At 64.4% G+C, this 13666-nt stretch carries 11 protein-coding genes; 1 reads left to right on the forward strand and 10 read right to left on the reverse strand.

All coding sequences use genetic code 11. From position 1 onward, the window contains the following. Nucleotides 1–33: 33 nt before the first annotated feature. A complete protein-coding gene (locus LJ655_RS20205) occupies nucleotides 34–510 on the reverse strand; it encodes a nitrate reductase associated protein (protein ID WP_230562995.1) in 477 nt (158 codons plus the stop codon). Nucleotides 511–668: 158 nt separating this feature from the next. Between LJ655_RS20205 and fdhD the strand changes: the two genes are divergently transcribed. Continuing rightward, the gene (gene fdhD / locus LJ655_RS20210; RefSeq protein ID WP_230562996.1) at nucleotides 669–1553 is read left to right on the forward strand and encodes a formate dehydrogenase accessory sulfurtransferase FdhD; all 885 of its coding nucleotides are present in this window, start codon (nucleotides 669–671) and stop codon (nucleotides 1551–1553) included. Between the two features lie 66 nt (nucleotides 1554–1619). Here the strand turns inward: fdhD and LJ655_RS20215 are convergent, their stop codons facing one another. From LJ655_RS20215 to LJ655_RS20255, 9 genes are all read right to left on the reverse strand, one after another. Continuing rightward, entirely contained in the window at nucleotides 1620–2390 is a 771-nt protein-coding gene (locus LJ655_RS20215) for an enoyl-CoA hydratase (protein WP_230562997.1), read from the reverse strand. A gap of 106 nt (nucleotides 2391–2496) precedes the next feature. Then, a complete protein-coding gene (locus LJ655_RS20220) occupies nucleotides 2497–3696 on the reverse strand; it encodes an acetyl-CoA C-acyltransferase (RefSeq protein ID WP_230562998.1) in 1200 nt (399 codons plus the stop codon). Between the two features lie 121 nt (nucleotides 3697–3817). Beyond that, complete coding sequence (locus LJ655_RS20225) at nucleotides 3818–6253, reverse strand: 3-hydroxyacyl-CoA dehydrogenase/enoyl-CoA hydratase family protein (protein WP_230562999.1); 2436 nt, start codon at nucleotides 6251–6253, stop codon at nucleotides 3818–3820. Nucleotides 6254–6374: 121 nt separating this feature from the next. Continuing rightward, on the reverse strand, nucleotides 6375–8162 hold the full coding sequence (locus LJ655_RS20230; RefSeq protein ID WP_230563000.1) for an acyl-CoA dehydrogenase C-terminal domain-containing protein: 1788 nt from the start codon (nucleotides 8160–8162) through the stop codon (nucleotides 6375–6377). A gap of 96 nt (nucleotides 8163–8258) precedes the next feature. Continuing rightward, nucleotides 8259–8858, reverse strand: a complete 600-nt coding sequence (locus LJ655_RS20235; protein ID WP_230563001.1) for a TetR/AcrR family transcriptional regulator — start codon at nucleotides 8856–8858, stop codon at nucleotides 8259–8261. A gap of 221 nt (nucleotides 8859–9079) precedes the next feature. Further along, nucleotides 9080–10339 (reverse strand): cardiolipin synthase ClsB, encoded by a 1260-nt coding sequence (clsB, locus tag LJ655_RS20240; protein ID WP_230563002.1) that lies wholly within the window; start codon nucleotides 10337–10339, stop codon nucleotides 9080–9082. Then, complete coding sequence (gene nudB, locus LJ655_RS20245) at nucleotides 10336–10851, reverse strand: dihydroneopterin triphosphate diphosphatase (protein WP_230563003.1); 516 nt, start codon at nucleotides 10849–10851, stop codon at nucleotides 10336–10338. Before nudB ends, clsB begins: the two co-directional genes overlap by 4 nt. A 221-nt stretch (nucleotides 10852–11072) precedes the next feature. Then, nucleotides 11073–12872 carry an aspartate--tRNA ligase gene (gene aspS, locus LJ655_RS20250; protein ID WP_230563004.1) on the reverse strand — a complete coding sequence of 600 codons (1800 nt, stop codon included), beginning with the start codon at nucleotides 12870–12872 and terminating at the stop codon, nucleotides 11073–11075. 75 nt (nucleotides 12873–12947) lie between these two features. Beyond that, the gene (locus LJ655_RS20255; RefSeq protein WP_230563005.1) at nucleotides 12948–13604 is read right to left on the reverse strand and encodes a DUF502 domain-containing protein; all 657 of its coding nucleotides are present in this window, start codon (nucleotides 13602–13604) and stop codon (nucleotides 12948–12950) included. Between the last annotated feature and the right edge of the window lie 62 nt (nucleotides 13605–13666).

A 13666-nucleotide genomic window follows, 5' to 3' on the forward strand; every position in this document is an offset into this window, starting at 1 on the left:
GGCGCCTGGCCGGCCGCGCCTAGCCGGCAGCGCCTAGCCGGCCGCGCCAAACTCCTTCATCGCCGGGAGGAAATCGTGGTTCGCCTCGGGCTTGCGCGACAGCTTCGCGAGCACGTAGCGCTTGAATGGATCGAGCCCGGCCCAGCACGCGACGCTCGGCGAGGCAAGACCGGCCAGCCCCGCCTGCTGCGCGACGCCTTCGGGCACGCTGTCGGTGCGCCGCCAGGCTGGCGACTCCTCCGGCGTGAACCACTCCGGTTCGATGTTCGCGTGGGTGCGCAGCATCTCGAACAGCGCGTGATCGAAATTCGGTTCGATCTGCGTGTCTTCGTCGACCGGGAAACGCGCGAGCAGCTTGCGGTCTTCGAGCGGCAGTTGCTGCCACTGCGCGAGCGTGATGCGCAGCCCGAAACGGTCGAGATTGAAGCGCACCGACATGGGGATATACGTGAAATTCTCCGAAGACGCGACTTCGAAGTCGAACAGAAGCGGTGCTTCGTTGAGTCCCATGACAGTGCTCCTTGTCGGTATCGAACAGCGTGCGGGCGTCGCTTGAGGTATTTTAGAACCTTATTCGCGCGACAGCGGCCCGCGCGGCGCCTGCCGCGATGCACCCGGCGAGCCGGGCGGACCATTGAACGCGCGGCATGGCACAGGAGTAACGCAGCTTGAACAGACAGGAAAACGGGCGGGAAAATGCTCAGGCGATCGGCCAGCCCCACGCTCTCGACACCGACGAACAACCCGGCGCGGTGCAACTCGAAGTGCGCCGTCGTCGCGGCACGGCGGTCGAAACCCTCATCGATCACGTCGCCCAGGAATGGCCGGTCGCACTCGTGTTCAACGGCATTTCACACGCGGTGATGATGTGCACGCCGCGCGATCTCGAAGCGTTCGCGGTCGGCTTCGCGATTTCGGAGGGGATCGTCTCGCGCGGCAGCGACATTCAGGACATCGAGGTCGAATTGCACGATCACGGCAATCTGCCGCATGCCGAGGTCCAGTTGCAGGTGGTACAGCAGGCGTTCGCCGGTCTGAAGGAAAAGCGCCGCGCGCTCGCCGGGCGCACCGGTTGCGGCGTGTGCGGGATCGAAAGCATCGATCTGCTCGATCTGAAACCGCAGCGTGTACCCGACACCGGCTTTCTGCAGCGGCTTGCGCCCGACGCGATCGCGCGCGCCGCGCACGCGTTGCCCGAGCACCAGGCACTCACGCGTTTGACAGGCGGCTTGCATGCGGCCGCGTGGTGCGATGCGCAAGGCGCGGTCCGCTACGCGTTCGAGGACGTCGGCCGGCACAACGCGCTCGACAAACTGATCGGCCAGCTCGTGCTCGAGCGTGTCGATACGCGCGACGGCTTCGTGTTTCTGTCGAGCCGCGCCAGCTACGAGCTGGTGCGCAAGGCCGCGCGCGTCGACGTGCCGATGGTCGCGACGATCTCGGCGCCGTCGTCGCTCGCCATTGCGATCGCGCGCGAGGCGGGTGTGCGGCTCGTGAGCTTCTGCCGCGAAGACGGCTACGTCGATTACGACACGTGGCAACCGCAGGCTTGAACGGCTGAAGCGGCCAAGCGACGATTCACGGTTGATGCACTCGAATCCCGCCGCGCCGCACGCCCCTTAGTCGAACTGCCGGAAATCCGGCTTGCGCTTCTCGAAGAATGCCTTGAACGCTTCGCGCGCTTCGGGCGCAAGCAGCATCTTGCCGAAGTGCACCGCTTCCTCGGCGATCTGAGTCTGCAGTTCCTGCTGGCTTGCACGCTTCATCAGGCTCTTCGTCACGCGCAATGACGACGCCGGCAGCGCCGCCAGCTTCGCAGCCTGCGACGCCGCGAACGCCTCGACTTCGGCCGCCGGCAGCACGCGATTCACGAAGCCCATGCGATGCGCTTCCGCCGCGTCGAACGCCTCGCCGAGCAGCAGTTTTTCCGCCGCCCCCTGATAGCCAGCCACGCGCTGCAGCAGCAGGCTCGACGCCGCCTCCGGGCACAGCCCGAGCTGCGTGAACGGCAGCGAAAAGCTCGCGTTATCGGCCGCGTAGACCAGATCGCAATGCAGCAGCATGGTCGTGCCGACCCCCACCGCCGGCCCCGCCACGGCCGCCACGAGCGGTTTTTCCGCCGCGCAGATCGTGCGCAGGAACTGGATCACCGGCGGGGTTTCGCCGACCGGCGGTGATTTCATGAAGTCTTCGAGATCGTTGCCCGCGCTGAAAATGCCCGCGCTGCCGCGAATCAGGATCGCGCGCACCGACGTGTCGCCCTGCGCTTCTACGAGCGCGTCGGTCATCGTCTGATACATCGCGGCGGTGATCGCGTTTTTCCTGCCGGGCCGGTTGAAGGTCATGGTCATCACCGCGTCGGCGCGCTCGACCAGAATGTCCGTCGTCATCCCGTTCATCTCCTTTCGCTACTGCTGAATGTAAAAACGGTTCGCAAGCCGGGCGGCTTGCGAACCGTTGTGCGGTCTTTAAGAAGGGGCCCCTTCGATCAACGGCTCAGAGGCGCTCGATAATGCCTGCTGCGCCCATGCCGGTACCGACGCACATCGTCACCATGCCGTACTTATAGTTGCGGCGACGCAAGCCGTGTACCACCGTCGCCGCACGGATCGCGCCCGTCGCGCCGAGCGGATGGCCCAGAGCGATCGCGCCGCCGAGCGGGTTGATCTTCGACGTATCGAGACCGAGGTCCTGAATCACCGCGAGCGACTGCGCGGCGAACGCCTCGTTCAGCTCGATCCAGTCGAGGTCGTCCTGCGTGAGGCCCGCGGCCTTCAGCGCGGCCGGAATCGCTTCCTTCGGGCCGATGCCCATGATTTCCGGCGGCACGCCGCGCACCGCGAAGCTGACGAAGCGCGCGAGCGGCGTCAGGTTGAACTGCTTGAGGATCTTTTCCGATACGACGATCAGCGCGCCCGCGCCGTCCGAGGTCTGCGAGCTGTTGCCGGCCGTGACCGAGCCTTTGTTCGCGAACACCGCGCGCAGCTTCGCGAGCCCTTCCATCGACGTGTCCGCGCGCGGACCTTCGTCGAGCGACACCTCGCGCGTCTTCACGCTGATCTCGCCGGTCGCGAGATCGGGCACCCGGTCGGTCACCGTGTACGCGGCGATTTCGTCCTTGAATTCGCCGGCCTGCTGCGCGGCAATGGCCCGGCGGTGCGATTCGACCGAGAACGCGTCCTGTGCTTCGCGGCTGATCTTCCAGCGCTCGGCGACCTTCTCGGCGGTGAGGCCCATGCCGTACGCGATGCCGACGTCTTCGTTGCGATCGAAGATATGCGGCGACAGCGATGGCTTGTTGCCCATCATCGGGACCATGCTCATCGATTCGCAGCCGCCCGCGATCATCGCATCGGCCTCGCCGACGCGGATGCGGTCCGCGGCCATCGCGAGCGCGGTCAGGCCCGACGCGCAGAAGCGGTTCACCGTGACGCCGCCGACCGTGTTCGGCAGACCGGCGAGCAGCGCGCCGATGCGCGCGACGTTCAGGCCCTGCTCAGCTTCCGGAATCGCGCAACCGACGATCGCGTCTTCGATCACGCTGGTATCGAGGCCGGGAACCTGAGCGACGGCCGACTTGATCGCGTGAACCAGCAGTTCATCCGGGCGCGTGTTCCTGAACACGCCGCGCGGCGCCTTGCCGATCGGCGTACGGCTCGCGGCGACGATATATGCGTCTTGCAATTGCTTTGCCATTTGAATCTCCTCTGTCGATCAGAGTTGGCGCTTTAGCGCCTTACTCTGATCCCATGCAACTGGTTGCCTAGTTGGCGCTTCAGCGCTTACTCCGGTCCCATGCACATTGTGCGGTCGCCGCTCAGTTACGCACCGGTTTGCCGGTCTGCAGCATGCCCATGATCCGTTCCTGCGTCTTCTGCGTGCCGAGCAGTTCGACGAACGCGCGCCGCTCGAGCTGCAGCAGCCATTCTTCGTCGACGAGACTGCCCGCTTCCACGTCGCCGCCGCAGATCGCTTCGGCGATGCGGCTCGCGATCAGGAAATCATGCTCGCTGATGAAGCGGCCGTCGCGCATGTTGACGAGCGACGCCTTGATCGTCGAGATCGCCGAGCGGCCCGCGACCGGCACCTGGGTCGCGCGCAGCGGCGCACGGTAGCCCGCCGCGGCGAGCGCCCGCGCTTCCTTCTTCGCGACGTCGAGCAGTTCGAACACGTTGAAGACGATCGTGTCGGACGGCTTCAGGTAACCCATCGTGCGGGCATCGAGCGCCGAGCCGGACACCTTGGCCATCGCCGCGTTTTCGAACGACTTCTGCACGAACTTGAGCAGATCGTTGGTCGCGCCGACCTGGGTGGCCGCCTCGACCGCACGCAGCGCCGCTTCCTTCAAGCCGCCGCCCGCCGGCACCAGACCCACGCCGACTTCGACGAGACCCAGATAGCTCTCGATGTGCGCGACGCGCTTCGCGCTATGCAGCGCGAGCTCGCAGCCGCCGCCGAGCGCGATGCCCGAGATCGCCGAGATCACCGGCACGTTTGCGTACTTCACGCGCAGCATGCCCTGCTGGAACTTCTTCACGAACGGCTCGATGCCCTTCGCGCCGCCCATCATGAAGGCGGGCATCGCTTCTTCGAGGTTCGCGCCCGCCGAGAACGGACCGCCCGGCGTACCGAGCTTCAGCGAGGTCGGCTGCCATACCACGAGGCCCTTGTAGTCCTTCTCGGCCAGGTCGATCGCCTGCGTCAGACCGTCGAGCACCGTCGGTCCGATCGTGTTCATCTTGCTCTTGAACGAGACGATCAACACATCGTCCTCGCCCGCGCGATCGTCGACCCACGCGCGCACCGCATCGGTCTCGAACAGCGTCTTGCCATAGGTCTTCGGATCGGCGCCGGTTTCGCCGACGAGCGGCGCGCGGAACACCTGCTTGCGGTACACGTCGAGCGACGAGCGCGGCACGAAAGTCTGCGTGGCCGGCGACCATGAACCTTCAGCCGTGTGCACGCCGCCCTTCTCGGCGACCGCGCCTTCGAGCACCCACTGCGGCAGCGGCACGTTGGCGAGCGCCTTGCCCGCCGCGATGTCCTCCTGCACCCATTCGGCGACCTGCTTCCAGCCGGCCGTCTGCCAGCCTTCGAACGGACCTTCGTTCCAGCCGAAGCCCCAGCGGATCGCGAGATCGACGTCGCGCGCGTTATCGGCGATCGACTCCAGATGCACGGCGATGTAGTGATAGACGTCACGGAAGATCGACCAGAGGAACTGGGCTTGGCGGTGCTGCGTTTCGCGCAGCAGCTTGAGCCGCTCGGCGGCCGGGCGCTTGAGAATGCGGCCGATGAGATCGTCCGCCTTCGCGCCGCCGTCGACGTACTCGCCCGTGTTCGGATCGAGCACCTTGATCGCCTTGCCTTCCTTCCGGTAGAAGCCGCCGCCCGTCTTCTGACCGAGCGCGCCCTTCTTCACCAGTTCGGCGAGCACGGCCGGCGTTTCGTAGACCGGGAAGAACGGATCGTCCGGCAGCGTGTCCTGCATCGTCTTGATCACGTGCGCCATCGTGTCGAGGCCCACCACGTCGGCGGTGCGGAAGGTCGCCGATTTCGCGCGACCGAGACGCGAGCCCGTCAGGTCGTCCACTTCGTCGAAACGCAGGCCGAACTTCGCGGCTTCGGTGATGACCGCGAGGATCGAGAAAATACCGACGCGGTTCGCGATGAAGTTCGGCGTGTCTTTCGCGCGCACGACGCCCTTGCCGACCACGCTGGTCAGGAACGTTTCGAGCTGGTCGAGAATTTCGGGGCGCGTCGTCGCGGTCGGAATCAGTTCGACCAGATGCATGTAGCGCGGCGGATTGAAGAAGTGCACGCCGCAAAAGCGCGCCTTCAGGTCGTCCGCGAAGCCTTCGGACAGCGCGGTGATCGACAGACCCGATGTGTTGGTCGCGAAGATCGCGTTCGGGCCGAGGTGCGGCGCGACCTTCTTGTACAGGTCGTGCTTCCAGTCCATCCGTTCGGCGATCGCTTCGATCACGACGTCGCATTCGGCGAGCTTCGCGATGTCGTCGTCGTAGTTCGCGGGCTGGATGTATTGCGCGTCTTCCTTCACGCCGAACGGCGCCGGCGACAGTTTCTTCAGGTTCTCGATCGCCTTCAGCGCGATCCCGTTCTTCGGGCCTTCTTTAGCGGGCAGGTCGAACAGCAGCACGGGCACCTTGGCGTTGATCAGGTGCGCGGCGATCTGCGCGCCCATCACGCCGGCGCCGAGCACGGCTACCTTGCGAATGATCAGATTGCTCACGTCGTTTCTCCGGAGAGTTGTGCAATGGCGCGAAGCGTCAGCCCTGCTTCGCGCGATGTGTGGCGTTGAGCGAGGCAGCGCGGTTTCGCTAGCCGCGGGCGCCTCGCTCTCCATGCGAAAGTCAGAACAACGCTTCTTCGACGTCCATCATCGGCTTCGAACCGGCGCGCGCCTGGCGGATCGTCATCGCCGTTTCGGGCAGCAGCTTGGCGAAGTAGAAACGCGCGGTCGCGAGCTTCGCCTTGTAGAACGGATCGCCCGATGCCTCTTTGTCCAGCGCGATGCGCGCCATGCGCGCCCAGAAGTACGAAAACACCAGATGGCCGACCGTGCGCAGATACGGCACGGCCGCGGCGCCGACTTCGTCCGGGTTCTGCATGGCCTTCATGCCGATTTCCATCGTCAGCTTCTGCACCTTTTCGCCGATGTCGGCGAGCGGGTTCACGAACTCCTGCATTTCCGGCTTGATGCCTTCGGCTTCGATGAAATCGGCGACGAGCTTGCCGAACTTCTTCATCTTCGCGCCCATGTCGCCGAGCACTTTACGGCCGAGCAGGTCGAGCGACTGGATGCCGTTGGTGCCCTCGTAGATCATGTTGATGCGCGCGTCGCGCACGTACTGCTCCATGCCCCATTCGGCGATGAAGCCGTGGCCGCCGTAGATCTGCATCGCGTGATTGGTGCCTTCGAACGCGTTGTCCGACAGGAACGCCTTCAGGATCGGCGTGAGCAGCGCGACGAGGTCGGCGGCTTCCTTGCGCTCGGCTTCGTCCGCGTGCGACAACTCCTTGTCGATCTGCAGCGCCGACCAGTACGAGAACGCGCGGCCGGCTTCGGCGTAGGCCTTTTGCGTGAGCAGCATGCGACGCACGTCCGGATGCACGATGATCGGATCGGCAGCCTTCTCCGGCGCCTTCGGGCCAGTCAGCGAACGCATCTGCAGACGCTCTTTCGCGTACGTGAGCGAGTTCTGATACGCGACCTCGGTGAGGCCGAGGCTCTGCATGCCCACGCCGAGACGCGCGGCGTTCATCATCACGAACATCGCGTTCAAGCCTTTGTTCGGTTCGCCGACCATCCAGCCCTTCGCGTTGTCGAGATTGATCACGCAGGTCGCGTTGCCGTGGATGCCCATCTTGTGCTCGATCGAGCCGCACTTCACGCCGTTGCGCTCGCCAGGCTCGCCCGCTTCGTTCGGGACGAACTTCGGCACGATGAACAGCGAAATGCCCTTGGTGCCCTTCGGCGCATCCGGCAGACGCGCGAGCACGAGGTGAATGATGTTCTCCGCCAGATCGTGCTCGCCGCTCGAGATGAAGATCTTCGTGCCGCTGATCGAGTACGAGCCGTCGCCGTTCGGCTCCGCCTTGGTGCGCAGAATGCCGAGGTCGGTGCCGCAATGCGGCTCGGTCAGGCACATCGTGCCGGTCCAGACGCCCGCGACGAGCTTCGGCAGATAGCGCTGCTGCAACTCCGGCGTGCCGTGCGCGTGCAGGCATTCGTACGCGCCGTGCGACAGGCCCGGATACATCGTCCACGCCTGATTCGCCGAGTTAAGCATTTCGTAGAGCGCGTTGTTGACGAACGCGGGCAGCCCCTGGCCGCCGTATTCCGGGTCGCAGCCAAGCGCCGGCCAGCCGGCTTCGACGTACTGCTGATAGGCTTCCTTGAAGCCCTTCGGCGTGGTCACGACGCCGTCGCCGACATACGTGCAGCCTTCCTGGTCGCCGCTGTGGTTGAGCGGGAACAGAACTTCGGAGCAGAACTTGCCGGCTTCTTCGAGCACCGCATTGATCGTGTCGGCGTCGAGATCGGCGTGCTTCGGCATGTGCCGAAGTTCGGCCTCTACGTTGAGCAATTCGTGCAACACGAATTGCATGTCGCGCAGCGGCGCGGCGTACTGTCCCATGACTCTCTCCCTAGTTTGACAAAAAGCCAGGCCGTTGGCCGGGTCCGTGGACGGACCTTCTGCGCTGCGCGCCTTCGGTAAGTTCCGGCGACGCTGCTAACGGCTTTCGCTTTGATACGAATTAATCAGTTTTTCCAGTGCGGCCCACGTGAGACTCACCGCATCCGGCAGATGCAGGAAGCGCGCGTCGTGATGCAGGCCGAGCGTGACGCTATACAGTTCGAACAGCATCAGCTGCGGATCGGTATCGGCGCGCAGATGCCCTTCTTCCATCGCCTGCGAGATCGCGCGCGTGAGCGCCGCCCGCCACATCGTCACGCTCGTCACCAGTTGCTCGCGCACCTGGCTGTCCGCGCGATCGTCGTATTCGACGGCCCCGCTGATGTAGATGCATCCGGTCGTGACTTCCTGGATGCGCTTGTCGATCCAGCGCGAAATCATCGCCCGCAAACGCGGCAGACCGCGCGGCTCGCGCAAGCTCGGGAAGAACACCTCGTCCTCGAAACGGCGGTGATATTCGCGCACGACCTCGAGTTGCAGGTCCTCGCGCGACCCGAAATGCGCGAACACACCGCTCTTGCTCATCTGCATGCGCTCGGCCAGCAGGCCAATGGTCAGACCTTCCAGTCCGTCTCGGCTTGCCAGATCGAGTGCTGCATCAAGAATCGCGACTCGGGTTTGTTCGCCTTTTCGCATAGCTGTTTTTTACCGTTCTAATGTGACCGAAATGAAAAATCGAACGGCCGTACTATTATTGAGTCTCGCCGTCCGCGCGACAAGGACTTTATTAGAAACCGGTTTCTAACTGGCCTCCAATTTTGCGGCTTTCGACAATCAGATCAACCGGATTATTAGAGGCGTTTGCCCTGAATCGCTGCTCGCCGATTGGGGCGTGCGTTCTGGTTCTTTGCCCAGTGCTAGTCGTAGCCGCCCACCGTCAGCAGCTTCATCGCTACGCGGTAGCTCGTGTACGCGATCCAGCTCAGCGCGCGCACGCGCGCCGGTCGCGATTCGTAGTGCGCTTCATCGATCGGGCGAGCGTCCGCGAACGCGTCGAGAATCGCGTCGCGCAGTCTGGCAATCGCGGGATCGTTCACGAGCACTGCGTTCGCTTCGTTGTTGAGCATCAGGCTGAGCGCATCGAGATTCGAGGACCCGACCGTGCCCCAGTTCGAATCGACCACCGCGACCTTGCCGTGCAGCAGCGTCTTCTCGTATTCGGCGATCTGCACGCCCGCGCGCAGCAGCGCGTTGTACAGGAACGGCACCGCGTAATCGAGCGCCCTGAACTCCTTGCGCCCGATGATCAGCTTCACCACCACGCCGCGCCGCGCCGCGAACACCAGCGCGCGCCGCAGCTTGCGCCCCGGCATGAAGTAAGGATTGGCAAGCAGGATTTCGTGGCGCGCCTGGCCGATCGCGGCCAGATAGGCTTTTTCGATCGCGCGTCGGTTGATCAGGTTGTCGCGCGCGACGAACGCGACGCACGGCTCGCCGGCCGCCCACAGCGCCTCGTTGCGGCGCCGCCGGCGCCGCCGCAGACTGCCGAGCGAGTAGGCGTCGTGCGGCGAGAGGTCGGGTTTCATCGATTCGAGCGGCCGATGGCCGACGTGAATCCGCCGCCACTGGACATCGATCGCATAACGAACGTCCGCGACCACCGGCCCACGCAGCTCGAGCGCGAAGTCCCAGCGGCGGTACGGCAGCTTCTCGCCATTGTTCTCGTAGTCGTCGACGATATTGATGCCGCCGCAAAACGCGAACTGGTCGTCGATCACGGCGAGCTTGCGGTGCGTGCGGGAAAAGCCGAAGCGGCCAAACAGATGCGGGTTATAGATCCGATGCTCGATGCCGCCGGCCGGCCATTGCTCGAACATCTTCAGGCGCGCGGTGCCGACGCCGTCGGTGATCACGCGGACCCGGACACCGCGCGCGGCTGCGCGCAGCAACGCCCCGCTGACCGCCTGGCCGGCATCGTCGTCGCAGAAGATGTAGGTTTCGAGCGCGACATCGTGCTCGGCTGCGTCGATACGGCCGATCAGCGCGTCGAAGAACTCGTCGCCGGAGCGCAGCAGCTCGACCTCGTTGTGACGGGTGAAGCGGTAGCGCTGCCAATAACGGCGGCCGAGCAACGTTTGCCGCAGTCGGGCGAAACGGCCTGAGCCGCCTGCGCTCACTGGCCGCGCTCCCCGGCCTGCGGACCGGCTTGCAGCTCGACCGGGCGCGCGGCGAGCCGGCGCGGCAACTGCAGGATCGCATCGGCATTCGACGCCGAAAAGCAGCGCGATGCCGCCTCTTCATAGGGGAGCCATACATAGGCGGTGTGTTCGCGCGGCGCGAGCTTCACGTCGATGCACCCGGAGACCTGCAGACTGAACCAGTGCTCGGTGTTGTAGAGCACGCCTGCTTCGTAGCGGTAACGAAATTCCGGGTAGATCTCGTAGTCGATCGAGTATTGCCAGTCGAACAATGCGCTGCGCGGCACCTGCGCGCTGCCGATCGCGATGCCGGTTTCCTCGGCGACTTCGCGCACCGCCGTGTCGGCGAGCGGTTCGTCGAGCCGGTCCTTCGAACCCGTTACCGATTGCCAGAACCCCGCATGATCGGCTCGCTCGATGAGCAGCACGTCGAGCGCGGGTGTATGAATGATGACGAGAACGGACTGCGGAATTTTCGGCGGTTTCGGCATGGCTCAAAACTGGGCGCGACGATACGCGCGGTACATGTCGGATGACGGTCGAAAGGGTCTGGAAAGCGGTGGCTTCACTGTAACGCAAAAAAAGAAAAAGGCGCTGAGGTGGAGATCACCTCAGCGCCTTTTCGTTGAGCTCGTGCAGCTTTTTCGCGGCCGCCGGCTCGATGGCCGGCGCCTGCAAGACGGCTTGCCGGCCGCGCGAAGCGGCCGTGGCGTTACACCTTCGGTTCCGGCGTACGCAGACGGATGTGCAGCTCGCGCAGCTGCCGCTCGTCGACTTCGCTCGGCGCCTGCGTGAGCAGATCCTGCGCGCGTTGCGTCTTCGGGAACGCGATCACGTCGCGGATCGAGTCGGCGCCGGCCATCATCGTGACGATGCGGTCCAGACCGAACGCGATACCGCCGTGCGGCGGCGCGCCGTATTGCAGCGCATCGAGCAGGAAGCCGAACTTGGCCTGCGCTTCTTCCGCGTTGATCTTCAGCGCGCGGAACACCTTGCTTTGCACTTCCTCACGATAGATACGCACCGAGCCGCCGCCGATCTCCCAGCCGTTCAGCACCATGTCGTAGGCCTTCGCGAGGCAGCGCGCCGGGTCCGTTTCGAGGTACTCGAGGTGCTCGTCCTTCGGGCTCGTGAACGGGTGATGCGCGGCGACGTAACGGTTGTCTTCCTCGTCGTATTCGAACATCGGGAAGTCGACGACCCACAGCGGCTTCCAGCCCGACTCGACCAGACCGTTGGCCTTGCCGAATTCCGAATGACCGATCTTCAGACGCAACGCGCCGAGGCTGTCGTTGACGACCTTCGCGCGATCCGCCGCGAAGAAGATGATGTCGCCGTCTTGCGCGCCGGTGCGCTCGATGATCGCCTTCAGCGCTTCGTCGTGCAGGTTCTTGACGATCGGGCTTTGCAGACCGTCACGGCCCTTCGCCGCTTCGTTGACCTTGATCCACGCGAGACCCTTCGCGCCATAGATGCGCACGAATTCCGTGTAGCTGTCGATGTCGCCACGCGACAGCTCGCCGCCCTTCGGCACGCGCAGCGCCGCGACACGGCCGTCCTTGGTGTTGGCCGGCGTGCTGAACACCTTGAAGTCGACGTCGCGCATTGCGTCGGTGAGCTCGGTGAATTCGAGCTTCACGCGCAGGTCCGGCTTGTCCGAACCGAAGCGGCGCATCGCTTCGGCGTATTCCATGACCGGGAATTTCTCGTCGAGCTGAACGCCGATGGTCGTCTTGAACACGTGACGGATCATGGCCTCGAACAGATCGCGGATTTCCTGTTCCGAGAGGAACGACGTTTCGCAGTCGATCTGCGTGAATTCCGGCTGACGGTCGGCGCGCAGGTCCTCGTCGCGGAAGCACTTGGTGATCTGGTAGTAACGGTCGAAGTTCGCGACCATCAACAACTGCTTGAACAGCTGCGGCGACTGCGGGAGCGCGAAGAACTGGCCCGGGTTCGTGCGCGACGGCACGAGGTAGTCGCGCGCGCCTTCCGGCGTGCTCTTCGTGAGCATCGGCGTTTCGATGTCGATGAAGCCCTGCTCGTCGAGGTACTTGCGCACTTCGATCGCGACGCGGTAGCGCAGACGCAGGTTGTGCTGCATCTGCGGACGGCGCAGGTCGAGCACGCGATGCGTGAGGCGCGTGGTTTCCGACAGGTTGTCGTCGTCGAGCTGGAACGGCGGCGTGACCGACGCGTTCAGCACGATCAGCTCGTGGCACAACACTTCGATCTTGCCGCTCTTCAGCGAGGCGTTGGTCGTGCCTTCCGGACGGCCGCGCACGATGCCCTTGACCTGCACGCAGAACTCGTTGCGCACCCCTTCGGCAACCTTGAACATGTCCGCGCGATCCGGATCGCAGACGACCTGAACGAGCCCTTCGCGATCGCGCAGGTCGATGAAGATGACGCCGCCATGGTCGCGGCGGCGGCTTACCCAGCCGCACAGCGAGACGGATTGGCCCAGCAGTTCTTCGGTCACCAGACCGCAGTATTCAGATCTCATCGACATGATGTTTGTCTTTCGTTTTGCATTGGTTGAACGGCGCGCCGCAGACGATCCTGCGTGAAGCGTAGCGCGCCGGCATTACAGCGGAGGCTCGACGGTAGTGCGGCGCACCGGCGCCGGCGGCGGCGCGGACGGCGCCACCACGCCCATCGAGACAATGTACTTGAGCGCAGCGTCGACCGACATGTCGAGCTCGATCACTTCGCTTTTCGGCACCATCAGGAAGAAGCCGGACGTCGGGTTAGGCGTGGTCGGCACGTAGACGCTGACGTAGTCTTCTTTCAGATGGTTGACCACGTCGCCGCCCGGAATGCCGGTGAGGAACGCGATCGTATAGGAACCACGGCGCGGATACTCGATCAGCAGCGCCTTGCGGAATGCATTGCCGCTGCTCGAGAGCAGCGTGTCGGACACCTGTTTGACGCTGGTGTAGAGCGGGCCGACCACCGGAATGTGCGCGACCAGCAGTTCCCACCACTGCACGAGCTTCTGCCCAATGAAGTTCTGCGTCAACAGACCGACGACGAAGATGAACGCGAGCGTGAGCACCGCGCCGAGGCCGGGCAGGCGATAGCCGATCGCGCGTTCCGGCTGCCACGAGGAAGGCAGCAGCAAGAGTGTCTGGTCCATCTCGCCGATGATGAGGCCGAGCACCCACAGGGTGATGGCCAGAGGCACCAGCACCAGCAGGCCGGTCAGAAACACCGATTTGAGCGTGAATTTCTTCGTCGTCATGTGTACCGCCAGAAAGCTGCGCGGGCTAAAGCCCATGCGCGGTAGATATGCCGCCCGCGCGG

The organism is Paraburkholderia translucens, from assembly GCF_020881035.1.
Lineage (GTDB): Bacteria > Pseudomonadota > Gammaproteobacteria > Burkholderiales > Burkholderiaceae > Paraburkholderia > Paraburkholderia translucens.

Bases quoted from the DNA above. Each gene is read 5' to 3' on its own strand.
- LJ655_RS20230 (WP_230563000.1), bottom strand. From the start codon at position 8,162: ATGGGACAGTACGCCGCGCCGCTGCGCGACATGCAATTCGTGTTGCAC.
- LJ655_RS20235 (WP_230563001.1), bottom strand. From the start codon at position 8,858: ATGCGAAAAGGCGAACAAACCCGAGTCGCGATTCTTGATGCAGCACTC.
- nudB (WP_230563003.1), bottom strand. From the start codon at position 10,851: ATGCCGAAACCGCCGAAAATTCCGCAGTCCGTTCTCGTCATCATTCAT.
- LJ655_RS20255 (WP_230563005.1), bottom strand. From the start codon at position 13,604: ATGACGACGAAGAAATTCACGCTCAAATCGGTGTTTCTGACCGGCCTG.
- LJ655_RS20220 (WP_230562998.1), bottom strand. From the start codon at position 3,696: ATGGCAAAGCAATTGCAAGACGCATATATCGTCGCCGCGAGCCGTACG.
- aspS (WP_230563004.1), bottom strand. From the start codon at position 12,872: ATGTCGATGAGATCTGAATACTGCGGTCTGGTGACCGAAGAACTGCTG.
- LJ655_RS20215 (WP_230562997.1), bottom strand. From the start codon at position 2,390: ATGACGACGGACATTCTGGTCGAGCGCGCCGACGCGGTGATGACCATG.
- LJ655_RS20205 (WP_230562995.1), bottom strand. From the start codon at position 510: ATGGGACTCAACGAAGCACCGCTTCTGTTCGACTTCGAAGTCGCGTCT.